This window comes from Kribbella jejuensis (assembly GCF_006715085.1).
Classification (GTDB): domain Bacteria; phylum Actinomycetota; class Actinomycetes; order Propionibacteriales; family Kribbellaceae; genus Kribbella; species Kribbella jejuensis.
Genome location: NZ_VFMM01000001.1, coordinates 508586 through 534235 on the forward strand (window position 1 = coordinate 508586; position 25650 = coordinate 534235).

The 25650-nt window shown below is 70.1% G+C and carries 19 protein-coding genes; 13 read left to right on the forward strand and 6 right to left on the reverse strand.

Annotation, left to right across the window (positions count from 1 at the left end; translation table 11 throughout):
• Window positions 1–38: 38 nt before the first annotated feature.
• From FB475_RS02405 to FB475_RS02415, 3 genes are read left to right on the forward strand one after another with little or no spacing between them, the layout of a single operon-like run.
• A complete protein-coding gene (locus tag FB475_RS02405) occupies window positions 39–794 on the forward strand; it encodes a FadR/GntR family transcriptional regulator (RefSeq protein ID WP_141852114.1) in 756 nt (251 codons plus the stop codon).
• Window positions 795–844: 50 nt separating this feature from the next.
• A complete protein-coding gene (locus tag FB475_RS02410) occupies window positions 845–2494 on the forward strand; it encodes an FAD-dependent oxidoreductase (protein ID WP_141852116.1) in 1650 nt (549 codons plus the stop codon).
• Window positions 2494–3876, forward strand: a complete 1383-nt coding sequence (locus FB475_RS02415) for a sensor histidine kinase (RefSeq protein WP_141852118.1) — start codon at window positions 2494–2496, stop codon at window positions 3874–3876. The genes FB475_RS02410 and FB475_RS02415 overlap by 1 nt, the downstream gene beginning before the upstream one ends.
• A gap of 29 nt (window positions 3877–3905) precedes the next feature.
• Here the strand turns inward: FB475_RS02415 and FB475_RS02420 are convergent, their stop codons facing one another.
• Together FB475_RS02420 and FB475_RS02425 are read right to left on the reverse strand one after the other, a co-directional pair.
• Entirely contained in the window at window positions 3906–4451 is a 546-nt protein-coding gene (locus FB475_RS02420) for a hypothetical protein (protein WP_141852120.1), read from the reverse strand.
• A 125-nt stretch (window positions 4452–4576) separates the two neighbouring features.
• Entirely contained in the window at window positions 4577–7135 is a 2559-nt protein-coding gene (locus FB475_RS02425) for an MXAN_6230/SCO0854 family RING domain-containing protein (protein WP_141852122.1), read from the reverse strand.
• A gap of 388 nt (window positions 7136–7523) precedes the next feature.
• Here FB475_RS02425 and FB475_RS02430 point away from each other — a divergent pair, with 388 nt between their 5' ends.
• The gene (locus FB475_RS02430) at window positions 7524–8768 is read left to right on the forward strand and encodes an MFS transporter (protein ID WP_141852124.1); all 1245 of its coding nucleotides are present in this window, start codon (window positions 7524–7526) and stop codon (window positions 8766–8768) included.
• Window positions 8769–8845: 77 nt separating this feature from the next.
• On the opposite strand, the gene FB475_RS02435 is transcribed toward FB475_RS02430, so the two are convergent.
• A complete protein-coding gene (locus FB475_RS02435; RefSeq protein ID WP_141852126.1) occupies window positions 8846–9010 on the reverse strand; it encodes a DEAD/DEAH box helicase in 165 nt (54 codons plus the stop codon).
• A gap of 201 nt (window positions 9011–9211) precedes the next feature.
• Here FB475_RS02435 and FB475_RS02440 point away from each other — a divergent pair, with 201 nt between their 5' ends.
• Complete coding sequence (locus FB475_RS02440; RefSeq protein ID WP_238331918.1) at window positions 9212–10444, forward strand: GGDEF domain-containing protein; 1233 nt, start codon at window positions 9212–9214, stop codon at window positions 10442–10444.
• Here the strand turns inward: FB475_RS02440 and FB475_RS02445 are convergent.
• Window positions 10430–11410 carry a zinc-binding dehydrogenase gene (locus tag FB475_RS02445; RefSeq protein WP_141852129.1) on the reverse strand — a complete coding sequence of 327 codons (981 nt, stop codon included), beginning with the start codon at window positions 11408–11410 and terminating at the stop codon, window positions 10430–10432. The two genes, FB475_RS02440 and FB475_RS02445, sit on opposite strands and share 15 nt — an antisense overlap.
• Before the next feature lie 92 nt (window positions 11411–11502).
• On the opposite strand from FB475_RS02445, the gene FB475_RS02450 reads away from it, so the two are divergent.
• The 3 genes from FB475_RS02450 to FB475_RS02460 are packed head-to-tail and all read left to right on the forward strand — an operon-like array spanning window position 11503 to window position 16711.
• Window positions 11503–14340: a DEAD/DEAH box helicase gene (locus FB475_RS02450; protein WP_141852131.1), complete on the forward strand. Its 2838-nt coding sequence runs from the start codon at window positions 11503–11505 to the stop codon at window positions 14338–14340.
• Entirely contained in the window at window positions 14333–15817 is a 1485-nt protein-coding gene (locus FB475_RS37380; protein WP_238331919.1) for an SWIM zinc finger family protein, read from the forward strand. The genes FB475_RS02450 and FB475_RS37380 overlap by 8 nt, the downstream gene beginning before the upstream one ends.
• Before the next feature lie 3 nt (window positions 15818–15820).
• Window positions 15821–16711 (forward strand): hypothetical protein, encoded by an 891-nt coding sequence (locus FB475_RS02460; protein ID WP_141852133.1) that lies wholly within the window; start codon window positions 15821–15823, stop codon window positions 16709–16711.
• Here the strand turns inward: FB475_RS02460 and FB475_RS02465 are convergent.
• Window positions 16702–17709 carry an SGNH/GDSL hydrolase family protein gene (locus FB475_RS02465; protein WP_238331920.1) on the reverse strand — a complete coding sequence of 336 codons (1008 nt, stop codon included), beginning with the start codon at window positions 17707–17709 and terminating at the stop codon, window positions 16702–16704. The two genes, FB475_RS02460 and FB475_RS02465, sit on opposite strands and share 10 nt — an antisense overlap.
• Before the next feature lie 46 nt (window positions 17710–17755).
• Window positions 17756–18550, reverse strand: a complete 795-nt coding sequence (locus FB475_RS02470; protein WP_141852135.1) for a TrmH family RNA methyltransferase — start codon at window positions 18548–18550, stop codon at window positions 17756–17758.
• A 434-nt stretch (window positions 18551–18984) separates the two neighbouring features.
• On the opposite strand from FB475_RS02470, the gene FB475_RS02475 reads away from it, so the two are divergent.
• The 5 genes from FB475_RS02475 to FB475_RS02495 all read left to right on the forward strand — a co-directional run bounded on the left by FB475_RS02475 (window position 18985) and on the right by FB475_RS02495 (window position 25544).
• Complete coding sequence (locus tag FB475_RS02475) at window positions 18985–20175, forward strand: hypothetical protein (protein WP_141852137.1); 1191 nt, start codon at window positions 18985–18987, stop codon at window positions 20173–20175.
• Window positions 20176–20221: 46 nt separating this feature from the next.
• A complete protein-coding gene (locus FB475_RS02480) occupies window positions 20222–20893 on the forward strand; it encodes a hypothetical protein (RefSeq protein WP_185759021.1) in 672 nt (223 codons plus the stop codon).
• Window positions 20886–21542: a hypothetical protein gene (locus FB475_RS02485; RefSeq protein ID WP_141852139.1), complete on the forward strand. Its 657-nt coding sequence runs from the start codon at window positions 20886–20888 to the stop codon at window positions 21540–21542. The genes FB475_RS02480 and FB475_RS02485 overlap by 8 nt, the downstream gene beginning before the upstream one ends.
• Entirely contained in the window at window positions 21539–24652 is a 3114-nt protein-coding gene (locus FB475_RS02490; protein ID WP_141852141.1) for a coiled-coil domain-containing protein, read from the forward strand. Before FB475_RS02485 ends, FB475_RS02490 begins: the two co-directional genes overlap by 4 nt.
• A gap of 241 nt (window positions 24653–24893) precedes the next feature.
• Window positions 24894–25544, forward strand: coding sequence for a hypothetical protein (locus FB475_RS02495; RefSeq protein ID WP_141852143.1), 651 nt, complete (start codon window positions 24894–24896; stop codon window positions 25542–25544).
• Window positions 25545–25650 lie beyond the last annotated feature (106 nt).

The following is a 25650-nucleotide window of genomic DNA, read 5'->3' on the forward strand; positions in this document are numbered from 1 at the left end:
AGCACACCGCTCTGTCAAGACGATTGGGGCGCCAGGAGATGACAAAAGCGCAGTTCCAGCCGGTGCAACCCGTGCGCGCCTACCAGCGGATCGTCGAACAGGTCGAGGACGCGCTGGCGCGCGGCGATCTCGCGCCCGGGCAGCGGCTGCCGAGTGAGCGCGAACTGGTCGCGCAGTTCGCGGTCAGCCGATCGACGGTGCGCGAGGCACTGCGGGTGCTGGAGAGCAACGGCGTGGTCCGGTCCCGGCCCGGCGACCCGAACGGTCCGGAGATCCTGCCGTTCTCATCGGCCGCGCTGCGCAAGCAGGTGGCTCGGCTGGCCCGGGTCGACGAGCTCGGCCTGAGCGAGCTGATCGGGTTCCGGATGATCATGGACGGCGCCGCGATCCAGGTCGCGTCCCGCCTGCGCACTCCTGAAGAGCTGGACGAACTCGAGGCGACGCTGGTCGCGATGCGGGACGCGATCGAGGTCGACTTCGACGCGTTCAGCGAAGCCGACCTGGCCTTCCACGAGCTGATCGCCCGGATCAGCCGCAACTCGCTGATCCAGACCTGCAACGAAGTCGTCCGCGGCGTCGTCCTCAGCCTGATCTCGGACAAGATCGCGCACGCCCCGAACAGCCGCGCGCTGATGCTCGAGTCGCTCCACCACCACGCCGAGGTGGTCGACGCGATCCGCACCGGCGACGGTCACGCCGCGGCCCGGATCGCCCGCCAGAACATGTTCGACTACTACGCCGGGTACGTACCCGACTCCGAACAGGAAACCTTGCGCGCACTCGTAGAGGACTGAGCATTCCCGTGGCATTCTGACGGGATCGGTTCACTGGTGGGGGGCACCGCGTGAGCAAACCTGCGATTCTCACGGTCGACGACGACCCGATGGTTTCCGCTGCGATCTCCCGCGACCTGCGCCGCCGGTACGGCGACGATTACCTGGTCGTTCGCGCCACATCGGGGGACCAGGCGTTGGCCGCGCTGACCAAGCTCGTCCTGCGCAACCAGCCGATCGCGCTGATCGCGACCGATCAGCGGATGCCCGGCATGACCGGGATCGAGCTGCTCGAACGCGCCCGTGAACAGGCCGAGGGCGCGAAGTACCTGCTGTTGACCGCGTACGCCGATACCGATGTCGCGATCCGCGCGATCAACGACATCGGCCTGGACTACTACCTGCTGAAACCATGGGATCCACCCGAGGACCAGCTCTTCCCGGTCGTCGACGACCTGCTCGAGGATTGGCAGCACGCCAATCCCGAACACAGCTCCGACGTCCGGATCGTCGGCAACCGCTGGTCCGACCGCGCCCACGAGATCAAGACGTTCCTGGCTCGCAACCACGTCCCGTACCGCTGGTACGACGTCGAGCGCGACGCCGAAGGCCTGCGCCTGCAGGAACTCGCCGCGGCCGGTGACAACGACCTCCCGCTGGTACTGATACCGGACGGCGACACGCTCCGCTCCCCCACCGCCCTCGACCTGGCCTCCGCGCTCGGTCTGCGCACCCGCGCCGAACAGCCGCTGTACGACGTGTGCATCGTCGGCGGCGGACCGGCCGGCCTTGCCGCTGGTGTCTACGCCGCGTCCGAAGGCCTCAGCACCGTGATCGTCGAACGCGAGGCGCCGGGCGGTCAGGCCGGGCTGAGCGCCGCGATCGAGAACTACCTCGGCTTCCCGCGTGGTTTGACCGGCTCCGATCTCGCCCAGCGCGCCGTCGCCCAGGCGTCCCGGTTCGGCGCCGAGATGGTGCTCGCGCGCTCGGTGGTCGGGCTCGAGTCACGCGGCCCCGTGCACGCCGTACTGCTCGAAGGGTCCGGGGAGATCGAGGCCCGTTCACTGATCGTCGCGACCGGCGTCTCGTACCGCAGTCTCGACGTCGAAGGACTCGCCGACCTCACCGGCCGCGGGGTGTACTACGGCGCGACCGCGAGCGAGGCCAGCCAGGTCCAGGACGACGAGGTGTTCATCGTCGGCGCCGCGAACTCCGCCGGCCAGGCCGCCCTCAACCTCGCCCGGTACGCGAAGCGCGTCGTACTGCTCGTCCGCGGCGAACGGCTCGAGAACTCGATGTCGCGGTACCTCGTCGACAAGATCACCACGGCGCCCAACATCGAGGTGCGGTGCCGGACCGAGGTGGTCGGCTGCCGCGGCGAAGGTCATCTCGAGGGGCTGACGCTGGCCGACCGCAGGTCCGGCAGGGTCGAGGAGGTGCTGGCCAGCTGGTTGTTCATCTTCGTCGGCGCGATTCCGCGGACCGAGTGGCTCGGCGACTCCGTCGTCCGGGACGCCCTGGGTTTCGTGGTGACCGGGCCGGAGCTGGTGGTGCAGCAGCGCTGGCCGCTGTCCCGGCCCCCGTACGCGTTGGAGACCAGCGTGCCGGGCGTGTTCGCGGCCGGCGACGTACGGCTCGACTCGATGAAACGCGTCGCCTCCGCGGTCGGTGAAGGCGCCATGTCGATCTATCTCGTCCACCGCTACCTCGCGAGCCTGTGATGGACGCCGGCGACCTGCGCGACATCCCGCTGTTCGCCGGGGTGAGCGACGCGCAGCTCGAGGAGCTGATCGCGGGCAGCACGGAGCTGCCGATCGAGCCCGGCGTCGACCTGTTCCACGAGGGCGACCCGGCCGATTTCTGGTGGGTCCTCGTCGACGGCGCGATCACGCTGCACCGCAAGATCGGCCGCGAGGACACCGTGATGGGCAAGATGGACGTCCCGGGCCGCTGGGCCGGCGGCTTCCGGGCGTGGGACGAGCACGGGCTGTACCTGGCCAGCGGGCGCGGCCTCGCCGCGGGACGAGTTCTGCGGGTGCCGGCCGACGTACTGCGGGACCGGATCGACGACTGGTTCCCGCTGGCGGGTCATCTGATCAAGGGCGTGTACGGGACCGCGCGGGCGATCGAGTCCACGACGCGGCAACGGGAGTCGCTGATCACGCTCGGTACCTTGGCCGCCGGGCTCGCACACGAGATCAACAACCCGGCCGCGGCGGCATCCCGTTCGGTCAGCGCGCTCGACACCGCGTGCGTCACGCTCCTGTCGGCGTTGCGCGGCCTCGCCGAGGGCGACGTACGGGCCGACCAGTTCAGTGCCCTCGACGAACTCCGGCTCGAACTCGGTGCGGGTACGGCGGCACCAGATCCGGTCGACCTCGCCGATCACGAGAACACGATCGCCGACTGGCTCGACGACCACGCCGTCGACCGGTCCTGGTTCATCGCGCCACCGCTCGCGGCGGCCGGCGCCGGCGTGGAGTGGTGCGAGCGCGCGGCCGACGTACTCGGGCCCGCGCTCGGTCCGGGTCTGGAATGGGTGGCCAGCACGCTCGCCGCGTCGACGCTGATCGGCGAGGTGAAGGAGTCGACCCGGCGGATCACCGAACTGGTCGCGGCGGTCCGGTCGTACTCGCAGATGGACCGCGGTTCGATCCAGACGATCGACGTGACCGAGGGCATCGAGAGCACGCTCGTGATGCTCGGGCACAAACTCCGCGGCGGTGTCGAGGTGGTCCGCGCGTACGGCGACGTACCGCGGATCGACGCGTACGCCGGTGAACTCAACCAGGTGTGGACGAACCTGGTCGACAACGCGGTCGATGCCATGGACGGCGCCGGCACGCTGCGGATCGGTACCCGGACCGACGGCGACCGGATCGTCGTCGAGTTCACCGACTCCGGCGCCGGGATGCCGCCGGAGGTCGCGGCCCGCGCGTTCGAGCCGTTCTACACGACCAAGGACGTCGGCAAAGGCACCGGGCTCGGCCTCGACATCGCGCAACGGATCGTCACCGAACACCACGGCGGGACGATCGCGATCACGTCCCGCCCGGGCGAGACCACCCTCCAGGTCCGGCTACCGCGGCAGCCGGCCGGCTAGGTCCCGATCAGGTCCTGCTCAGGTCCCGATCAGGTGTCGTGCTCGACGATCCGGACCCGCGGGACCTTGAGCACCTTGCGGGCCTTCGTGGTCCAGTCGGAGCACAGGAACGCGGCCGCGGTCTCCGGCCAGGCGACCACCACGACCTCTTGGCTGCTGGTGGTCTTGACCATCTGCATCAGCGCCAGCAGCACTTCGCCGTGCGTGATGGAGACGTGCACCGGGTAGCCGCTGGCGGCCCGGAGCCGACGTGAGCTGTGCTCGATCACCGACGCGAGATCGACCGCGGGATCCGCGAGAGTCGCCACCGGTGTTCGGCTCGGGGACGGCGGGCCGATCCGCGCCGACGGTGCCGTCGCCGAACCGACCACGGCCGCGGAACCGGTCAGACCGGCCACGTCCGCGAACGTCGAGCCGAGCAACGCCATCGGACCTGCCAGCGCGCTGTCCGTATGACTGGAGACCAGCAGGTGGTATTCGATGGGTTCCTCGCGCCTCGCGTGCAGTGCGGCAACGCGGCGCGCGTCGCCCTCGCTCATCTCGCGCTCGATGAGCACCACCACGTCGTACGTCATTCGTGGCTCCCTTCGCCAATTCCGTTGTACTCCTGGCCGGGAGCGCACCAAAGGATCGGGCGCGCGTCCGTCACGGAATTGTCAAAAACCTCTCAGGCTCCTGCCAGACACGCCCGGCCGCAGTGTCAAGAAACGCGTACGCCCGTTCGCGCCCGGCTGTCGGGGGCCAGCACCGCAAGCAGGTGCGGTGCATCGATCAGCGCGACACTCGCACGGTCCAGCAGCCGTGGATGCAAGGCGTACACTTCCGCTCCCGGCCGCACCGCGACATCTCCGGAGAGCACGGCAACGAAATCCGCACGGGCCGCGGCGTCGGAGTCCCAGCTCCGGTCCGGCTCGAGGCGCGCGGTGACGCGGCGCGCGTACGCCGCCAGCTCCTCGCCGGCGCCGCGCCGGTAGCCGACGACGGATCCGTCCGCGCAGCGCACCGCGATCTCGTCGGTGCGGGCCGCCGCGTGCCAGCAGCAGATCTCCCACAGGCTCGCCCGGTCGCCCGACCCGTGCACCTCCTCCAGCGTCGCGGACATCAGCCCGAGCTGCCCGGCGTACCTCCGGAGGTTGTGGCCGTACCCCGCGGCGCCGAGGTTCACGTCGTACCAGCGGAGTTCCTTGGTGTGCAGGTCGACGCCGAACGGCAAGAGGATCTTCGCCGGCCCGGCCAGGTCGAACCGGTCCTCCACCGCGGCCGGGTCGAACAACCCGGACGGTTGCCGCATCACCCCGACGAAGCCGCGCTCGAGCTCGTCGAACGGTACGTCGTTGTAGCTGAACACGACCGGCAGCAGGTACCGCCCGCCGACCCGGCGCACCGCTCGCAGGTCGACGTCGACGAACTCCGTCGAGCCCTGCGGCGCGGGCGCCGACGTCAGGTCGCCGGAATGCACCAGTGCGTCCTCGTCGAACCGCAGCCGGGTGTAATCGCACAGCCCGACGAATCCCCATTCCTCGTCGAACACCGCGACCGACAGGTCCAGGTCGATCCGCCGCTCATCCGGCTGCACCCAGTGCAGGAACAACCGGAGCAGTTCGTCCTGCGGGATCGGCACCGCGCTCCCGCGCGTCATCCGCAACAGGCTCGCGGACGTACTCCGCTCCGAGCCGGGTGCGGCCAGCCGGGCCAGCTCCTCGTCCAGGAACGCCCGCCGCCAGCGCGGCAAACCCGTTGCCCTTCGCAACATCTCCCCGGTGAGTACGGCGGAGAGCTCGGCGGCGAGCGCGGCGGGCAGCGGCTCGCGGCCGTCGACCGCCGTCCAGATCCGGGCGGTCCCGCCGCGCGGGAAGAACAGCCGCAGATCGCCCGGCGGCGTCCTGACCTGCCCGAGCGCCGCGGTGATGACAGCCGGCGACACGTCGGAGACGGCGGTCGTCAGTGCGTCCACGAGCGCGGCGTGATGCTCGGGCTCGAGCGCCCGCGCCAACTGGACGAGGCGGCGGACCAACTCACCCGGACGCTGCCGGAGCAGATCGAGCGCCTGGTCCGGACGTCCTTGTGCGAAAGAGCTCTCGACGCGGGAGCCGTACGTGGTCAGGACGAGCCGCCCTTGCTCGACCCGTACCAACGGATGCCGCGAGGCCTCGCCGGCGACCGCACGTCCGGCCGGGGTACCGAGGTCGAGCTCGGTACGACGAAGGATCGCGAACGCCAGCGCGGCGACCGGGAACCGGCTCGCGAACTCGAACGGGTGCAGGTTTTCCGCGATCCGCTTCCAGCCACGTTCGTGCCGGAACAGGTCCTCTACCAGCGTCTCCACCGGCATCCGGTCGAGCCGCTCCACCACCAGCCGCCGTGTTGCCCGGGGCAACGACTTCCGGCGCGCCGGTGGCGTCCGCAGGCCGGGGTCGGCGTCCATCAGCGCGTAGATCAGCCGTAGCACGTCGGTGGGAGTGTCGGCGCGGTCGATCAGGTCCGGGTCGTCGGCGAGGAAGTGCGCGATGACGAGCGCCTTCGTCTCACGCACCGGGATGTCCTCGGGGAGCCACGCGGAGCTGGCAACTGTGAGCAGCACCTGCAGATCGGCACGGTCCTGTGCGGACAACGGAGCGCGCCGGGCGAGCAGCGACTCGATCGTCTGGCGCACCGAGTCGGCCGTGGCGAGCGACAGCAAGCGCAGGCGGTCCGAGCGGACATGGGCCGGCTGGTCGTCCTCGACGGATGGCTTGAGGAACGGGGCGTCGGGGTCGATGCGCCGCAAGCACAGGGGGCACGCGCTGAAGTCGGAACCGTCCCAGCAGGTGCGGCAGACCAGATGTGCACAGGGCGATACCGCATGCACGGAAGTGGTGTCACCGCAGAGCACACACGGTTGGTCGGGCTCCTGCAGCAGCCGTGCGAAGACCCTGTTCACGTAGAAGCTCTCAGTGTCGCCAGGAACGCTCTCCGGGAAGCCACGGAACAACGGCGTGTGCTGGGCGTCGAACCCAGACTCTGCGTCGAGCAGCTCCAGCAGGGCTTGGCCGAACCCCGCCAGAGCAGGGGCCGACAGCGAAGCGCAGTACCGATACAGGCCGACCGAGAGCAGCAGCCCACGCTGGATCAGGTCGGCCTGCAACGCGGACAGGCCCGCCTGGATCGTCAACGGACGTCGCAGCCACTGCCAGGCAGAGCGCCGGACCGCAGGGGTGAGCGCCGTGGCGTCGACCAGCCGCCTGCGGCGCAACAGCACGACTGCTGGTTGGTCCGGCATCGGCGTCTCCCCCGGTGAACGACAGGATGAAGGCGCCAGGGGCGGAGAGTGGACGCGCTACTTGGCCTGGTGAAGGAGAAGGAAGCACGTCCAGGAGCCGCCCCTGGCACCGAGAACGCTACCGGCAGCCACCGACAGTTTTCGGTTCGCTGGGTATTCGCGGGTCATGGCCCGGACAAAGAAGAGCTCCGGTGGCAGGGTCGGGGCCGCCCCGCCCAGACCCCGCCACCGGAGATCTCCAGAGTAGAACGTTCATCCAAATCTCGCGCCACCGGGTCCCCCATCTCACCCAGATTTGGCACTGATGCGCCGCAGGCAAACCCTTGAGTCATGGATTTGCTCACGTTCAGGAGGTGTCAGGCCACGGATAGTGGTTAACGTGCACGGTATGGCCAGTGGGGTGGTCCAGCGTGCGCGCTGGCGAGACGTGTTCGGGCATGCGGAGTTCCGGGCCTTGTTCCTGGCCGGAGTGCTCTCCGTCGCCGGCGACCAGATCGCCCGGGTGGCGTTGTCGGTGCTGGTCTTCGACCGCACCAACTCCGCGGGCCTCACGGCGCTGACGTACGCCCTCACCTACATCCCCGACCTTCTCTTCGGCCCGCTGCTGGCCGGCATCGCCGACCGCTACCCGCGCCGCACCGTGATGATCGTCACGGACATCGCCCGTGCTGTTCTCGTTGCCTGCATGGCCGTCCAGGCTCTTCCGCTCGTCGTCGTGATCGTGCTGCTGCTGGCGCTGCAAGCCTTCGGCTCACCGTTCAACGCGGCCAGAGCAGCCACCCTGCCCGCCGTACTCCCAGGTGATCACTACGTGCTCGGCAAGGCCGCCAACGACATGGTGGTCCAGTTCAGCCAGGTCCTCGGCTTCGGTTTCGGCGGCGCGGTCGTGGTCGCGGTCGGGACGTCCGGAGGCCTGCTCCTGGACGCGGCGACGTTCCTGCTGTCGGCCGCTCTCGTGACCTTCGGCGTACGTCGCAGACCGGTGCCGGGAGCCGGCACCGATGCGCCACCGTCGAACTACTTCCGCGACCTCGCCGACGGCGTATCGCTCGTCGCCCGGACGCCGCAACTCCGCTCGCTCGTCCTGCTCGCGACGATCGCCGGGTTCTACGTGACCGTGGAGGGTCTCGCCGTACCGTACGCACACGAGATCGGCCACGGCACGACCGCCGCGGGCTTCCTGCTCGCCGCAAGCCCCGCCGGAGCCGTTGTCGGCATGTGGCTGATCACCAAGTGGGAGCCCGAACAGCGGCTGCGACTACTAGGTCCGCTGGCGATCCTGGCCTGCGTGCCGCTGGTCTTCAGCTTCGGCGGGCCGAACCTGGTCACCACCGTGGCACTCTGGGCGTTGTCCGGCCTCGCGTCGGCGTACCACTTGCCGACCAGTGCGGCCTTCGTCCAAGCGATCCCGGACGGGCGCCGCGGTCAGGCCTTCGGCGTCGCCAGTACGGCGCTGAAGACCAGTCAGGGCCTCGGCATCCTGCTGGCCGGCCTGCTCGCCGACCGCTGGTCCCCGACGGTCGCGCTGGGCACGATGGGGGTCGCCGGGTCCTGCGCGGCCCTGCTGGCGGGCAGTGCCTGGGCACGTGCCCGCCGGGCCGGTACCGGCACGTCCGAAATGAGCGCCGGATGAGCGCCGGACAAGCCGCCGGAGATCCGCGCAATGATCTCCGGCCGGCTTCGTAAAATGCCGGTAAAGAAATTCCGGCATTACCACTCGTTGCCGCTGACCAGCCATTCGTTGCCGGTACCGCGGAGCCACTCGTTACCGCCGGTGAACCACTCGTTACCGCCCTGGAACCACTCGTTCCCGGCGCCGGTGAACCACTCGTTGCCACCGCGGAACCACTCGTTACCGGTGTTGATCTTCGCCATGGTGAATCCTTCCTCCGCCATCCCAGGGGATGGAACAAAACGCGGGCCGGTGCTGACCTCGCGTGTCCGGGCAGTTACTATTCAGGAATAACCGTTCAGGTCTATCCGGGTGAGGCCACAATGATTCTGATCGGTCGGAGCATTTGGGTGCCACCCCGCCGGTGGAAGCTCTGGTCGCTACCTCGTCCCGCACTGTGCTACGTGCTCGGGGTCGATGCTGTCGCGCTCATGATCACCGCCGCCGCGGTCGCTTCGACGGTCTCCGGTGGCGTCGGCCACGCCGAGTGGCTCGCGTTCGGCGTGCTGACCGCCGCGTCGATCCTGCACCTGGAGTCTGCCCGCGGAATCGAGCGCCGACGCGAGATGGCCGCGAACACCTCGCCGTACACGAACCTGAAGAGCCTCTGGGTGTTCGCCGGCCTGCTACTGCTCCCGCTCAGCCTGGTGGTCGCGCTGATCGTGATCTCCTACAGCTACTCCTGGATCCGGGTGTACGGGCGGACGATCGCGCACCGCAAGGTGTTCTCGGCCAGTACGTTCATCCTGGCCAGCGCGGCTGCCGCGGCGACGCTGCGGGCCGGTGGTCTGGTCACCGAGCCGCGCGTACCGACCGGCCCGTGGCAGCTGGTCGTGGTGATCGGCGCCGCGACCATGTGGTGGCTGGTGAACTTCGCTCTCGTGATCGGCGCGATCCTGCTGGCGTCGCCGGACACCACCGCGCGGAGTGCATTGGGCAATCTTGCTGATCAGCTCGTGGTCGTCGCGGGCCTCGGCCTCGGTGTCGCGGTCGCCGCTCTGCAGGCGTCGTACCCCTGGGTCGTACCGATCCTGATGGTGACCGTGCTGACGCTGCACCGCGACCTGCTGCTGCCTCAGTTCCAGCGCGCCGCGGGAACCGACGTCAAGACCGGCCTCGCAACCCCGGCGTACTGGGCCAACGCCGTGCCCGCGGAGCTCGCCCGGGCACAGTCCCTGCGCAGCAGCGTCGGCCTGCTCCTGCTGGACCTGGACAAGTTCAAGGAAATCAACGACACGTACGGGCACCCGGCCGGTGACCAGGCGCTGCGTGCGGTCGGCGAGAGCATCCGCGCCGAAGTCCGCCAGGGTGACCTGGTCGCCCGGGTCGGTGGCGACGAGCTCGCGGTGCTGCTGCCCGGTGCCTCGGAGAGCGAACTGCTCGAGGTGGCCGGACGGATCCGGGACCGGCTGAGCGCACTGAGCGTGGCGGTGGAGACCACGAACGCGAAGAACGCGGTGATCGCGGGCGTACCGGCCTCGATCGGCGCCGCGGTCTACCCCGACGTCGCCGAGACCATGGACCAGCTGATCCTCGCCGCCGACGACGCCCTGCTCAGCGCGAAGCGCGACGGCCGCAACCGCATCGTCGCCGCCCGCCCCAACCCACCCGGCAGCACCGAGTCAGTCTCTGGCTGACGAGATCCGGATCAGAGCCTTGCCCCGGAGGGTCCGGTTCTCCAAGGCCCGGTGCGCGTCGGCGACCTGGCCGAGGTCGTAGACCCTGTCCACGACCGGTTTCAGGTCGCCGGCGGCGGCTCGGGCCAGGACGTCTTTGGCGGTGACGTGCGTGGTGGTCGAGTCGGCGCGAAGGTCCATGATGCCCTTGACCGTGATGTTGCGGCGGCCGGCTTCGGCGGGATCGATGGCCGCGAAAGTCCCGGACGGGGCTCCGTGGGCGGAGAACCAGCCGCCGTCCTTGGTAACGGTGAAGGCAGTGCCACCGAGTTCGCCGCCCGCGCCTTCGAGCACGATGTCCGCGCCTTGGTTGTTCGTTGCCTCTAGCACCAGTTTTTCCCAGGCCGGTTTGCTGTAGTCGATCAGTACGTCGGCACCCTGCGCCTTGCTCAGTACGAGCTTCTCGTCGCCGCGGGCGGCCGCGATCACGTGCGCGCCGGCCTTGTGCGCGAGCTGGATGAGGAGCAGCCCCATGCCGCCGGCCGAGGCGGTGATCAGGACGTTCCGGCCGGTCATCGGCGGAGCGAGCTCCTCGAGCATCAGCGCGGTCAAGCCGTCGCCGTACACAGCGACGGCGGTCTGCAGGTCGAGCTCCGGCGGGACCTCGACCTCGGGGGTGAGCAGCGCGAGTTCGGCGTGGCCGCCGAAGTTCGCCGGGCGGCCGACGACGCTCTTGCCGATCCAGTCCGCGGAGACGCCGGGACCGACCGCGCGGACCCGTCCGCCGAGGTTGCTGCCCGGGATGTACGGCGGCTCGACGTCGAAGAACGTCCCGTACCCGCCGCGGCGGATCGCGGTCTCGACGAAGATGACGTCGGCCACCTCCACCTCGACGAGCACCTGCCCCTCGGCCGGCACCGGGTCCGGGACGTCGCGGGTCTGGATCACTTCCGGGCCGCCGAACGCGGTCACCACAGCTGCACGCATGTTCGCTCTTTCTGGTCGGGAGTTTCGAGCGTGCAACCTCAACGAAGGTTCAGGTCAAGTTTCTGTCGGCGGCACGGCGTACTCTGCGGGGCATGTTCGACGCCGTCTTCGTCCCCGCCGACCCGCCCCGCGCGGGCCGGCTGGCGTTGTACGGCGACCTTCGCGGCGAGGCAGCGGACGGGACGGTCGAGCTCGTCCTCCCCCGCGGTACGTCGGTACGCCGGACGACCGTGCCCGCGCGGCTGCTCACGATCGAAGAGGTCATCGCCCGGCTGACGTCACCGGACGAACCAGAGGCCGGCAGCTGGGCCGCGTGGCGAGCAGCAGGCCTCGCGGGGCTGGTGTTGATCGGGCGCGGCCGGTTGGTCCCCGACCGGAGCGCGGAGGGGTACGGCGCGTGGCGGGTGGCTCCGCTCGATCCGATCGACCAGGCGTGGCTGCGGAACCTCAGCGCCGCGATGCCGGCGTACGGGCATGCCCTCCCGCTGACCAACGCGCGGCCGCTGCGGTTGATCGAGCCGGAGCAGCTGATCCGCGCGTTCTGGGACGCGCTCGCGGACACGCTGGTCCGGACGCCGGCCGCCGCGGTGGCGACCCGTCCTGGGGCGGCGCCTTTCGCAGCGCTTGAACCCACTGCACTGTCCGGGCCGACGGCATGGCTGGACGAGACCGCCCTGGCCGAGCAGGCAGGCACGCGCTTGGTCCTCCGCGTCGAACCACCCACCACCGAACTCGCGCCGGACGATGCCGAGACCGACGATGCCGCTGACCTCGACGGCTTCCGGGCCGTGCTGCAGTTGCGGAGTGGGGTGGATCCGAGTCTGCTCGTGGATGTGGCGGACATGTGGAACGCGCCCGCCGCCGTGCTGACCGCGCTCGGTGAGCGAGCCGAGACCGATCTGCTGCTGGCGCTCCGCCGAGGTGCGCGCGTCTGGCCGCCGCTCGGTTCCGCGCTGCAGGACGCCGCGCCGGAGGAAATCCGGATCGACGACGCCGCGCTCGAGGAGCTCGCCGAAGGGAGTCCGGAGCTGGAGGGCGCCGGCATCGAGGTGCTCTGGCCGACCGAGCTGTTCGCCGGCCAACTCGCGCTCCGCGCCACCGTCGGGACGCCGACCCCCGGCGCCGTCACCGGGCCCGACTTCAGCCTCAACGATCTCGTCTCGTTCCGCTGGCGTCCGACCCTCGACGGCCAGGAGCTGACCGAGGCGGAGGTCGCGGCGCTCGCAGAGGCCAAGCGTCCGATGATCCGGATGCGCGGCCGCTGGATGCGCGTCGACCACGAGCTCGTCCGCCGCCTGCGCAGCAACGGCTCCGCCCGCAAGCTGACCGGCGCCGAGGCGCTCGGGGCGGCGCTGACCGGGACGATCGACGTCGACGGCGAGCTCGTACCGTTCGACGCCGACGGCTCGCTCGCGGAGATGCTCACCCGACTGCGCGCCACCGAGGAGCCGGCGCCGTACGTCGAGCCTGCCGGGTTGCGCGCGACCCTGCGCGACTACCAACGCCGTGGTGTCGCGTGGATGGCGCAGCTCGCCAACCTCGGCCTCGGTGGCTGCCTCGCCGACGACATGGGCCTCGGCAAGACGATCCAGGTCATCGCGCTGCACCTGCAATTGAAGGGGCGCGGTCCGACGGTCGTGGTTTGTCCGTCGACCCTGCTCGGCAACTGGGAGCGTGAGTTCGAGCGGTTCGCTCCCGACGTACCGACCCGCCGCTACCACGGCCCCGGTCGTACGCTCAGCGATCTCGCTCCGGACGAGGTCGTGCTCACGACGTACGGCGTGGTCCGTCAGGATCACCACCAGCTCGGGGAGATCGCGTGGGGCCTGGCCGTCGCGGACGAGGCGCAACACGCGAAGAACCCGTTGTCACGGACCGCCCGCGCTCTGAGGACGTTGCCGTCGGCAACCAGGATCGCGTTGACCGGGACGCCGGTCGAGAACCGGCTGTCCGAGCTGTGGTCGATCCTCGACTGGTCGGCGCCCGGGCTGCTCGGCACGCTGGACCGGTTCCGCCACGACGTCGCCGTACCGGTCGAGCGGTTCCACGACGAGGAGGTGACGGCGCGACTGGCCCGGGTCACGCGGCCGTTCCTGTTGCGGCGTCGCAAGAGTGACCCGGGGATCGCGCCGGAGCTGCCGCAGAAGACCGAACACGACGTCGTCGTACCGCTGACGACGGAACAGGCCACGTTGTACCAGGCCGTCGCGAAGGAGGCGCTCGCCAAGATCGAGGAGGCGTCGGGGATCGCGCGGCGCGGGCTGGTCCTGAGTCTGCTGACGCAGTTGAAGCAGGTGTGCAACCACCCGGCGCAGTTCCTGCACGAGCCCGGTCCGCTGGAGCGACGGTCCGGGAAGCTCGCCGCGCTGGACGAGCTGCTCGACGTGATCCTGGCCGAGGGCGAGTCGGTGCTGATCTTCAGCCAGTACGTCGAGATGTGCCGGCTGATCGAGGCGCATCTCGCGGCGCGGCAGGTGCGGACGTTGTTCCTGCACGGCGGTATCGGGGTGCGGAAACGCTCGGAGATGGTGGAGCAGTTCCAGGCCGGCGCGGCGCCGGTGTTCCTGCTGTCGTTGAAGGCCGGTGGGGTCGGGTTGACGTTGACGCGGGCGACGCATGTTGTGCATTACGACCGCTGGTGGAATCCGGCTGTGGAGGATCAAGCCACGGACCGGGCGTACCGGATCGGGCAGGATCAGCCGGTGCAGGTTCATCGGCTCGTCACCGAGAACACGTTGGAAGACCGGATCGCGACGGTCATCAACGCCAAGCGTGAGCTCGCGGACGCTGTCGTCGGGTCGGGCGAGGCGTGGTTGAGCGAGCTGTCGGATGCGGAGCTGACCGAACTCGTCGAGCTGTCGACCGGGCCGGCGAAATCCGGGTCGGCAAGTGCGTACAACCCTTCCGCAGTGGGGAAATCCGATGCCTGACGACGAGCGGCGGCCGTGGCAGGCGTGGCGGTCGAAGGGCGAGGACGCGGGGTTGCCGGCCGCGCGCGGGCCGGGCAGCCGGCGGTCGTTCGGCGCGACGTGGTGGGGGCGCGCGTGGTTGGAGGCGCTGGAGCACCGGGCGCGGCTCGATCCGGGGCGGTTGTCGCGCGGGCGGTCGTACGCGCGCCGTGGGAGCGTGCTGGAGCTGACGGTCACCCCGGGCGAGGTCGAGGCGGTGGTGCAGGGCAGCCGCGTCACGCCGTACCAGGTGACGGTGCGGATCCGCGCGTTCTCGGCGGACGAATGGGATGCCGTACTTGACGTCGTGTCGGCGCAGATCGGCCGGGTCGCGGCGCTCCTCGACGGGGAGCTGCCGCCGGAGGTCGTGGACGACGTACGGGCAACCGGGCTGGACCTGTTGCCCGGCGCGGGCGAGGTCCTGACGAACTGCAGCTGCCCGGACTTCGCCGTACCGTGCAAGCATTCGGCGGCGGTTTGCTACCTGGTCGCGGACGCGCTGGACGACGATCCGTTCGCGTTGCTGCTGCTCCGAGGCCGGCGCAAGGACGAACTGCTAGCAGCTCTACGGGCGCGCCGCGGCGGCACGGGTGCGCCCATTACTCCCCCAAGAACCCCTGCCCCCAAAGGCATCCCCGCCATCGCCGCCTTCGCCCGCCACCTGACCACCCCCAACCGACACCCCACAGCCCCACCAACCACCGCTGCGGACTCGCCGATCTCCGCAGACGCCGCGGACCCATCGGCCGCCACCGCCACGCACCCCGCGGACCCATCGGCCGCCACTGCCACGCACCCCGCAGGCCCACCGGCCGTCACCGCCATGCACCCCGCCGACACCGCTGCACTCCCCGCGGACCAGGCAGCCGGCGCCGTCCAGCCCGCGGATCCGCCGTCTGCGCACGGCGCGCCGGTTGGGTCTGTGGTGCCGATTCCGGTGCCGCCGCGGCCGCTTGCTGCTCCCGGCGTACCGGCCGCCGTGAAGGTGCTGGACCCGCCGCGCTCGTCCGGCATCGACGTACGCGACCTGATCGCCCTGGCCACCGACGCCGCCCGCCGCGCCTGGGAACTCGCCTCCGGCGACACCACCCTCTCCCTCACCTACGAGCAAGACCTCGCCCGCCGAGCCGCCGCCCTCCTCGGTACGCCGGAACTAGCCGACCTCGCGCACCGCGCCAACATTTCCGCCCGCCAACTGACCACCTGGGCCACCGCCTGGCAGCAAGCCGGCCCCGGCGGCCTGGCCGTCACCATCGACGCACCACACGACCCCACCTCGGACGCCCTGACCGAAGCCCAAGCCGCCCTCCCCGACGCCACCACCGAAGCCAACCGAGTAACCTCCGGCAAACTCCAACTCCGCCTCGGCAAAGACAACCTCTGGTACCGCTTCGACAACCACTTCAACGACTGGACCCTGACCCGCCCGCCGGCAACCGACCCGAAGGACCTCCTCTGAACCATGCGCCGCCGAGCCACCCTCACCGCGGTCCTCCTACTCGCCCTCCTCGGCTGCGACCCCCACCCCACCACCCACGCGGCCCCCATAGGCAACCTGTGCGAACGCGAACGCCCACAACTCCCCGGCAACTGGACTACCGAGGACGGGGAATATCGTCCGGCTGCACCGCTCTCGGACGGCTGCACCTTGGTGGACTCTGCACAGCCCGCTCACCGGATCCGGGTACTGGTCTCCATCCTCAAAGTCACCGATGCGCAAGCCGCCAAGTTCCGCAAGGACGACGAAGAATCCGCCGCGGCAGGTGGGTACGCCGCCAAGGTCAGCGATGGTGGGCTGGGTGACGGTTCGTGGGCGCTCGATCCAGCCGCAGCTGCACCTTGGCTCGTCTTCCGCATCGACGGTCGTCAGATCCGGCTCAGCGTCGAGAACGCCGGCGCCGGCACGCTGGACGAACTCCGGTCGATCGCCCGATCCATCACGACGCTACCCGGCGGCCTCCCCACAGCTCCGTCCATGGTCGTTCGGCCGGAATGCGCCCGTGGTACTGCGGCCGCCGAACGGAGCCTCGGCACGAAGTCCGTCCTGCGGCGGGATGCCCTTGTCGACAAGCACCTGTCGTGCCGATGGGCCTCGGCGACGCGCTCGGTCGCAACGTTCCCGGGCGGCGACAGCAGGATCGACTTCGGCTATATCAAGGACGCCGCCACCGACGGGCTGCCCTGGGCCCATCGCGTGACCGTCGGCGCCGAAGCATGGCAACAGGACGATGGATACCTGGTGTTCAGGAGCAGCACGGACCAGTACGTGACCGTCGTCTCTCTCCCATACCAGGAGATGCGCCCGATCCCGATCGTGATGCTCGCGCGGGCGATCGCGCCCGCCTACTCCTGAGCGTTAGCTGTCTGTCCCGCGGCAGGACGACGCAACGACGTGTGCTCCTCGAGGGCCGCGATCAGCTGGTCGGCGATCTTGGCGTGGCCGGCGACACTGGGGTGGACGTCGTCGGTGCAGTCGTCCTCGGTGATCCAGCCGGTGGTGTCGACCAGCACCACGGCAGGGTCATCGAGGGTCTTCACCGCGGCCTGGATCGTTTCCGCGTGCTTCCCGCTGAACGGCGTCAGCGACACGATCGTCGTCGACGGGTACGCGGCCCGCACCCGCCGTACGTACTCCGCGTACTCCTCGACGTCCAGGGTCAGGTCGTTCACGCCGAGGTTGATCACGACCACGTCCGGCGCCTCGACCCGCTCGGCCGGTGAGCCCGCGAAGTTCCACCCGAACGACTCGAGTCCCGGCGGCACCTCGCCGTTCCCCGGCCTGCTGATCCCCTGCCGGCCGAACCCAACCTGGTACGACGTGGCGCCGAACGCCCGCGCGGTCAGATACGCGTACGACGCCGTACCGTCGGCGCCCTCCGACCCCGGCTGGTTGCTCAGCGAGAGCACGCCTTGCGTGATCGAGTCGCCGTAGAACTCCAGCCGCGGACCACCCGGGCGGCCGATCAGCCGCAGTACCGACCGCGCGTCGAGCACGAGACCGGCGAAGACGACCGCGCACTCGAACGGCGGGTTCCAGCGGTTCACGTGCTCGCTGACGTCCTTGACCACCACCGTCACCCGGTGCTGGCCCTCGGGCTCCGACAGCTCGATGACCGGTCCGTCGACGAGGTGCAGTTCCGGCTCGCGGTCGTCGACAATGACCCAGAGGTGCGGCGGGACGGTCAGCCCGTCGGTGTCGAAGAGCAGTTGGACGCGCTCACCGGCGTACCAGAACGAGATCCGCGAACCGGAGTTCACCGTGATCGCGACGCCGGGCTGGTGGCCCCACTGTCCCTCCAGAACGATGCGAGGGTCGGACGGGGCGACGACCTGGCCGGGCTCGAACGTCACGGGCACTCCTTCTGTGGTCGGCTGTTGGCGGCGAACCTATTGTGCGTCACCAGCCTTCCTTGCGAGCCCGCGCCTCGAACAGCAGGATCCCGGCGGACAGCGCCACGTTCAGCGAGTCGGCTTGGCCGAGCATCGGGATCGACACCGCGTCGAATCCTTCGTCGTGCCACGCCGGCGACAGACCCGCGCCCTCCGAGCCGACGACGAACGCGGTCGGACCGTCGTACTGCGGAACTCGGTACGTCCCGGTCGCCGCCGGGTCGGCGAGGTGGACGCGGAACCGGTGGCTGCGCAACCACGCTGCCGCGGACGGGATGTCGTCGAACTCCACGATCGGCGTCGACAGGACGGTGCCGCGACTCGCGGAGTACACGGCCGGATGGGTCGGACGGGCGCGCCGGCTGGTCAGTACGAGGCAGTCCGCGTTCGCGGCGTCCGCCGTACGGATCAGTGTGCCGAGGTTGCCGGCGTACTCGACACCGTCGGCGACCAGGACGAGGGACCGGTTCGTGAAGCGGAACGCCTGCGGGCGCCATTCGGGTACGCGCGCGATCGAGATCAGGCCCTCGGGGCGGGTCTTGCGGGCGATCCGGGCGAGCAGCTTCTCGGAGATGCGGTACACCTCCGCGGCCCGTGCGGCGAGGTTCGCGATGTCCGGCGGGCCGGCTTCGGGGCACCAGAAGAGGGCCTCGATGGTCGCGGATGTGGTCAGCAGGCGGTCGTGTTCCCACGTTCCTTCGACCATGATCCGGCCGGGTGAACCGTCCTTGCGCAGGGCGAGCAGCTGACGGACACGGGCGTGTTGCGCGCCGATCGGGCGGGCAAAAGGATGCACAGTCATGTGCAGGGCTCCGTACGGAGAGAATCAACAAGCGCGCCGGGGACACGACGGTCCGCTCCGGCGGGGCGACACCCGCTTGGGGTGCCGTGGTACTGACGCGGCCTTCCCGACCGCGTCAGCCAAGGATTCTCATCACCCTCCGGATGGTAGGCAGCCGCGCGCCCACCGTCACCCGGTTTTCCACAGACCGCCGACGGGCGGGTTGGCCTGTCGGCGCCGGCCCCCTCACCTCCCCGCCCCCACCACCTCCACAGTTGTCCACAAGTGGTGGGCGGGTGGGTTTTGGTCTGTCAGTGCCGACCCCTCATCTCCCTCACCCTCACCACCTCCACCAGTTGTCCACAGGTGGTGGGCGGGTGGGTTTTGGTCTGTAGGCGCGGATGGTTAGAGTCCTTGCTCTGGTAGCCGCGCTATCACACGGGAGGGAGTGCGGGATGGACGCGACACTGCTCGATGCCGAGGCCGAAGCGGCCGTGCTGCGCGTCTACCGTCAGGTCTTCGCGGTGCTGGCCCGCGAGTCCGGCGCGATGATCGTCGATCCCGACCTGCTGGACGTGGACCAGGCGATCCTGGACGCGTTCGCCGAGGCGGGCAGCGACGGGCTGACCGTGGAGCAGGCCACCCTCGCTTGCCGGGCCTATCCGCACGACGTGATCGTCCGCCGCTTCGACGTCCTCCGGCAGTACGGCGCGATCACCAAACTCGTCGACCGGCCGAACGAGTTGCGCCACCGCGCCGCCTTCGCGCCGTACGTGATGCTGATGTTCCTGCGCCGGATGTCCGTGCAGGGCGGTCAGGCGGAGCTGCACCAGCTGCTCACCCTCGAGGCGCACAGCGTCAGCGACCCGCAGGCGACGGCCGACGACGGCAAGGCGTCCGTCGAGCGGCTGACCAAGGTGTTCCGGTTACTGGGCAACGAGCTGGCGATCCTGGTGGCGACGAGCACCACGGCTCAGCTCCGCGAGAACGCGCAGCTCGCGTGGGGCAACGAGCGCCTGATCGAGCAGGCGGAGAAGGTGCACCGCCTGGTCCTGGACCGTTGGCCCACCCTGCACCGGGACTGTACGTCGCTGCGCATGGCCTTGGCGGCGTACGCGGATGCCGTGCAGCTCGCGGCGGGCCGCCTGGTCGAGCGGGCGGGTACGACGCGGGCGCTGGGGCTGCTGCCGATCGAGACATGGCTCACCTTTACGCGGGGCAGTGAGCCGGAGACGCTCGCCGCCGTGCTCGACGGCCTCCTGTTCGATGCGGCCGCGCCGGACTTCTCGGCGCAGACGATGGTCGAGGCGGTGGAAACGGGTCGCCGGAGTGGGACGGCCCGGATGGCGCCGCCGCGCCCGACCGCGGACCAGGATGCTCCGGAGTCGGCCGCCGCGACGGACCGGGAGGACCTGCGCCGCGAGGCCGAGCGGGTGCTGGCCGGGCGGACGTCGGTCGACATCGTCGAGGTCGTGGACGAGGCGGGCGACTGGATCACCGCCCGGCGCGTCCTCGCCGAGCTGACCGCGGCACACCTGCACGACGAATTGGAGTACGAGCTGGTCTGGTCGGACGGCATGCGCATCGACCCGGCCGCCGGCACGCCGTGGGCCACCGAGGGCGTCTTCCGCCGGGTGGTCTCATGAACATGCCTCTTGCCTCGTCCGCGACCCGAGCGAAGCGGGGACGCGAATGAGTACGGAAGCCGTCGAGCGGCGGTTGTACAACGCGCTCTGGTGGGCGAAGGTCCAGTCCGCCGGGCCGATCGTCATCGATCCGGACACGCCTGCCGTCGCGGGCATGACGCGGGCGTCGTCGGGCGACACGGTCTGGCTGGTGCCGACGCTGCCCTCGGGTGCCGGACACAGCGTGCTGGAGGAGCTCGGCGCTCCCCCGGTGCCGGTGGAGCTGCCCAACGAAACGGCCCGTCTGCTCGCGATCTGCGTCGCCTGCTGCTGGACGGACCGCAGCGCGCCCGCCTGGCCGGGGACGACCGGCACGCTGGCGCAGATCAGATCGGTGTACGCCGGGATGCGCGGCCGCGCCGAGCAGCCGAGCGACCTGACGCTGATCATCGGCAGCCTGCGCCGCCTACACGCCACGCATTGGGTCCTGTGGGACGAGAAGGCAGCCGAGGTCCGCCTCGGTCCCCGCGTCGTGACTTGGAGCCCCGCCGACCTGTCGACTTTGCGCGACCTCTGCAGGCATCTCCCCGATCCACCGCCGCCCGTGCTGTCCTCCGCCCAGCCTTCCGATCCACCGCCGCCCGTGCTCTCCTCCGCGCAGCCTTCCGAGGCGGCGCTGGACGAGGCTCTCCCGTCCGACACCGCCGCCGAGCACGATCCGGAGGTGGCGAATGACTGATCACCATGCGTTGTTCGACCCGTTGCTGCAGGACCTCAGCGATCGTTCACGCGACGAGGTGCTCGCCGCTTTCAGCGCGGTCCAGTACGCCGCGCACCCGGTCGCCGAAGTACAGCTCGCCGGTCTGCGCGACGTCACGCTCCGCCGCCAGGTGCAGCGGATGCTCAAGCTGATCGGTCGCACACTCGTCCACGTCGACGGCACCCACTGGACCGCTGGGTATGACGACGACATCGCCGCGAGTCTTGCCGCGCAGGGCTGGCAGCCGCTGTCGGTCATCGACCGCGCGGTGCTCGTGCTGGTGCTGATCCACTCGGTCGCGATCCCGCGCAGCGAAGGCATCCTGACCGGCGACAGCTGGAAGTCCGCGCGCCCGACAACGGTCGACGAGCTGCGAACGACCAGGATCAGCGGCGAAGAGCGCCGGCTCGCACTGCAGCGGTTACGTGCCGCGGGTTTGATCCAGCTGTCGGGCGATCATTCGAGCGGCCCGTCGTACATCCCTGGTCCGCAGTTGCAGCGCCTCACCCCGGCCGCCCGCCGTCGCCTGCAGGATCAGCTCATTCTCGCCGCTGCCCCGGCCAGTCCGATCGCCGAAGCCATCCGCGCCCGTCACGGGGTCCCTGTCGAAGTGGGAGATGAAACATGAGCGCCGCCGAGGACGGGCCGTTCGACATCCTGGGGTCGAAGGTGCTGCTGGGCGTGCAGGTCGTGGACCTGTCCCGGCTGTCCACCCACCCGATCCCGATGATCGGGCGCGGTCTGATCACCGTCGCCGGGCAGGGCCCCACCGACTCCAACGGCGCCGGCAAGTCGTCGTGGATCGCCGCGCTCAGCCTGCTGCACGCGGACGACCAGTGGCGGCTGACCAGCGGTGCGCCAGGCGCGGCCGAGCTGCTGTTCACCGCCGAGGCCGCCGGTCAGGAGGGCAACTGGTCGAACGTCGACCGCGGCTACATCGTCGGTGTGTTCTCCGACCCCGACCTGACCGACCTCGACGATATCGAGGCGGCCGCGATCACGGTATGGATCCGCATCAACCGCAAGGCGTCGTACATCGACCTGCGCTGGAAGCACGGACTGCACATCCCGTACGGCGCGACCGAGGCCGAGCGCGCCGCCGGCGCGGACGCACTGTGGGCGGCCCTGCCGCATTCGAACGGCCGCACCGACTTCCACGCGAACAAGCTCTCCCAGGTGCTGTACGGCGGACAGGTCCGGTGCGTCTCGTTCCTGTCGACGTCCGTACGGTCGAGCCCGACCGCGAACCTGCTGGCCGAGCCGCTCAACGAGCTCGGCCCGGCCCGCATCTTCAACGCGATCGCGACGCTCACCGGTCTCGACCACGAACTCGAACAGGAACAGGCGCACCGTTCGGCCGAGCACACCCAGCGCGAGGCGACCAAGCAGGCGACCGCGGACCTGCAGCGCTGGGAGCAGGAGATGGCGACCGTCGAGGCCGGCATCCTGCAGCGCGCTGCCGCCCGCGAGGCGCTGGCCGCAGCGAAGGAGTCCTGGCAGGCGCGGTCGGCCCGGCATCTGATCGACGGTTCGGCGCGTAACGCCGAGATCCTCCAGGAGCTGGCCGCGCTGGACGAGCGCGTCGCCGAACAGGAGGCCCGCAAAGAAGCGATCGCCGCCGAGATCGATGCCTTCGGCAACGAGGAGAACCTGCTCCGGGACGTGCAGCTGACCCGTCAGGAGCGGGACAAGCTGGACGCCCGCGACCGTGAGCTCGACCTGGCGCAGCGTTCGATGCGTGAGCAGCTGGAGCGGCTCGGCCAGGAGCACCGGCGTTTGCTGGAGGCGGGCCGGTCGGCAGACGGCCGGGATCTGGCCGCCGCCGCCGAGGAGCAGGACGAGGCGCGCGCTGTTCTCGAGGAGCACATCGGCCGCGACCACGCCGCGCGTTCCGCGGTCGACTACGCGACGGCCGAGCTGCGTGAGGCCGAGAGCGGTCAGACGGTGTCGGCCGCGCAGCAGCAGGTGCTGGAGAACGCCGGGATCGAGTGCGGCGCGCTCACGGACATCACCGAGCTACCGGCGTCCGACCGGGCGGAGTGGGAGCCGCGGCTCGCGCCGTACCGCGAGGCTGTCGTCATCGACTTCGGCGATGCGACTGTGGCGGCGACCGCGCTCGCCGATGCTGGGTACTCCGGCTTCCTGCTGGTGCTGGCGAATCGGCCCGGCGCTGCGGCATTCCGCGGGCCGAAGTCGGCGGACAAGCGGTTCGTGCTGGACGCGTTCTTCGCCGCGATCGGCGAGCGCGCGACCAAGGACAATATCGACGACGCGGCCGGCGTGGTCGCGGTCGGGCAGTTCGACGAACCGATCACCGGCCGTACGGCGCGGATCGAGGCGGCCCGGCGCCGCGTCGAGGCCGCGATCGAGGCCCGCACGATCGCCTCCGCCGCGCTGGAGCAGGCGCGCTCCCGCGTCGAGCAGGCAGAACGCCGTACGGCGGCCGCTCGTGCGCTGGCCGATGCGGAGTCGGTGCAGGAGCAGATCCTCGCGCTCCGCGAGACCGTCGACCGCCACGAGAGCGACCGCGATTCCCTTGCGCCACAACTACAGGCCGCGAAGGAGTCCGCCGAGGCGGCCGCCGGCCAGCAACTCGTCCGCGACGAACGCCTGAAGAATCTCGAGGCGACCCGTCGCGACCACGACCGCATCCTCGACGAGCTGACCGCGCGCCGGCTCGCGCTGCGGGAGGAGCAGAGCGCGCTCGACCTCACCACTCGGACGGCCACCTGGGGTGGCACGCCTGCGGAAGCCGAGGAATTCCTGCTCGGGCTGGCGGACGACGCCCAACGCCGTACGACTGCGGACTGGAACCACCAGGCCTGCACCCAGCTCGACGACGTCATCCGCCGATGCTTCCCGAGCGCGCGTTCCCGGGAGGAGATCCCGGCCGAGCTCTGGGAGATCTTGAACGGTCCCGACGGCTGGACAAGCGGCACCCTCAGCGATCGCGTCGGCCTGGTCCCGGCGCTGCAGCGAACGCTGAGCAGCCACCTCGCCCAGCACGAGACCTTCGACAGCCTGCAGCAACAGCAGATCGCCAGCCAGCGCGCGGAGCGGAACGCCGCTCTCGAACGCGCCCGCGAGGGTCTCGATGAGGCGGAAAGTACGGCCCGTGCACACCGCGCCTCGCTTGCCGACGGCATCAAGGCCCGGTTGCGGCTGGTGTCGCAGGAGTTCGACCGCCTCGACCAGCAGTACGGCGGGTACGGCGCGAAGCTGGAGTTCCCGGAGCCCGATCCGCCCGCCGAGCCCGACAAGCCGTGGCGCTGGACGGTCACCCCGAAGTGGCGGCGGTCCGAGGGCGGCCCGTTCTCCGCATTCAACGTGAAGGGCAACACCGCCCAGATGGACGAGAAGGCGGTCAAGCTCGTGTGCGCGGCCGCGCTCGCCGGCGGATCGGACCGTCCGCTGCTGCTGATCCTCGACGAGCTCGGGCGCAACCTCGGTTCGCAGCACCGGCGCGAGGCGGTGGCGCTGTTCGAGCAGATCGGCCGCGACCGGAACATCACGGTGATCGGCGCCCTCCAGGACGACATGGAGCGGTACGCCCTCGCCTCTTCCCGGCTGTACGTCAAGCTCCGCCGGAGCTCCGACACCATGCCGTACAACCAGGCCCCCGTGGTCAAGGGCAACGAAGACAACGCGGCTCGCGTCGAGCTGCTCCGCGAGTGGATGACGTCGTACCGCGGCTCCACGCCGACCCTGGAGCTCGCGTCACCGACCCTTACCGCTTGACACTTGTCCAGATTTCGACACGTGCTTACCAAAAGTGGACCCCGGTGCAGACCTAGGACCCGGGAGTGCAGCAGTATGGTCCGGTGACTTTTCCGGAGAGCCGCCGCGCCCGCGTGCAGCGAGCAGCCGGACCTCTGGTCAAGCGGTCGTATGACGGCGTACCGTCACCTGCATCCGGCATGTCACGCACTGACACAACGGCACCTCCGCCGCACCGGCCGCCTCATGATCGGAGGGCGTGATGGCATCCTGGCTCCTCCGCGCCCAATGGTCACACCGTGACGAGTCCGTCGAGCACCGCGCGCTCCGCGTCGGTCGCACGCTGACGGCCGTCGCGGTCGCGTTCCCGGACGTCCACAACTGGACGCAGGACGAGCGCTGGGGCTACCACGTACTCGAGGCCGACGGTTCCACGCCGCTCCAGGAAATGGTCGAGGCCACGACGAAGGTTCTCGCGAACGGTACGAGTACGACGCGGCTGCACCTGCAGAGCACCGGCGAACTGCCCTGGCTGTTCGACCTGTCCATGGGCGGCACGATGACGACGATCTCCGACCAGCTCACCCTGCACTGGAGCGACGAGGACGCACTGCTGCAACCGGACAGATTCGCCCAGGTCCTCCGCGCAGTCGTCACGATCTGGGAACCCGAGTGGGCAAGCATCGCCGACACCGAACTCGCAGCCGCAGCCGGCGTCTTCCGCCGCGGCATCCCGATGATGGGCTGGCTCACCTACGTCCGAGGCCTGGTCGCCGGCGCCCCCGGCATCGACATCACCCTCACCCCCTACGAACGCGGCACCCTCCTCCAAGCCCCCGTCTCCCCCACCGACCTAACCCCCGTCCACATCTGCGCCGCCGCCGCCCTAGTAGGCATCGCCCCCGAGCAATAACCCCCTCCCGGCACAGACTCCCGCCGCCCCAGGCCCGACATCACGACGCGGCGCGCCCCACGCCCGGTCTCGCCCACCGACCTAACCCCGCCCACGTCCACGCAGC

Excerpts from the sequence above, each read along its gene's own strand:
- FB475_RS02460 (WP_141852133.1), top strand. The coding sequence starts at position 15,821 with ATGCGCCGCCGAGCCACCCTCACCGCGGTCCTCCTACTCGCCCTCCTC.
- FB475_RS02485 (WP_141852139.1), top strand. The coding sequence starts at position 20,886 with ATGACTGATCACCATGCGTTGTTCGACCCGTTGCTGCAGGACCTCAGC.
- FB475_RS02445 (WP_141852129.1), bottom strand. The coding sequence starts at position 11,410 with ATGCGTGCAGCTGTGGTGACCGCGTTCGGCGGCCCGGAAGTGATCCAG.
- FB475_RS02415 (WP_141852118.1), top strand. The coding sequence starts at position 2,494 with ATGGACGCCGGCGACCTGCGCGACATCCCGCTGTTCGCCGGGGTGAGC.
- FB475_RS02450 (WP_141852131.1), top strand. The coding sequence starts at position 11,503 with ATGTTCGACGCCGTCTTCGTCCCCGCCGACCCGCCCCGCGCGGGCCGG.
- FB475_RS02435 (WP_141852126.1), bottom strand. The coding sequence starts at position 9,010 with ATGGCGAAGATCAACACCGGTAACGAGTGGTTCCGCGGTGGCAACGAG.
- FB475_RS02405 (WP_141852114.1), top strand. The coding sequence starts at position 39 with ATGACAAAAGCGCAGTTCCAGCCGGTGCAACCCGTGCGCGCCTACCAG.
- FB475_RS02490 (WP_141852141.1), top strand. The coding sequence starts at position 21,539 with ATGAGCGCCGCCGAGGACGGGCCGTTCGACATCCTGGGGTCGAAGGTG.
- FB475_RS02420 (WP_141852120.1), bottom strand. The coding sequence starts at position 4,451 with ATGACGTACGACGTGGTGGTGCTCATCGAGCGCGAGATGAGCGAGGGC.
- FB475_RS02425 (WP_141852122.1), bottom strand. The coding sequence starts at position 7,135 with ATGCCGGACCAACCAGCAGTCGTGCTGTTGCGCCGCAGGCGGCTGGTC.
- FB475_RS02495 (WP_141852143.1), top strand. The coding sequence starts at position 24,894 with ATGGCATCCTGGCTCCTCCGCGCCCAATGGTCACACCGTGACGAGTCC.
- FB475_RS02480 (WP_185759021.1), top strand. The coding sequence starts at position 20,222 with ATGAGTACGGAAGCCGTCGAGCGGCGGTTGTACAACGCGCTCTGGTGG.
- FB475_RS02470 (WP_141852135.1), bottom strand. The coding sequence starts at position 18,550 with ATGACTGTGCATCCTTTTGCCCGCCCGATCGGCGCGCAACACGCCCGT.
- FB475_RS37380 (WP_238331919.1), top strand. The coding sequence starts at position 14,333 with ATGCCTGACGACGAGCGGCGGCCGTGGCAGGCGTGGCGGTCGAAGGGC.
- FB475_RS02430 (WP_141852124.1), top strand. The coding sequence starts at position 7,524 with ATGGCCAGTGGGGTGGTCCAGCGTGCGCGCTGGCGAGACGTGTTCGGG.
- FB475_RS02475 (WP_141852137.1), top strand. The coding sequence starts at position 18,985 with ATGGACGCGACACTGCTCGATGCCGAGGCCGAAGCGGCCGTGCTGCGC.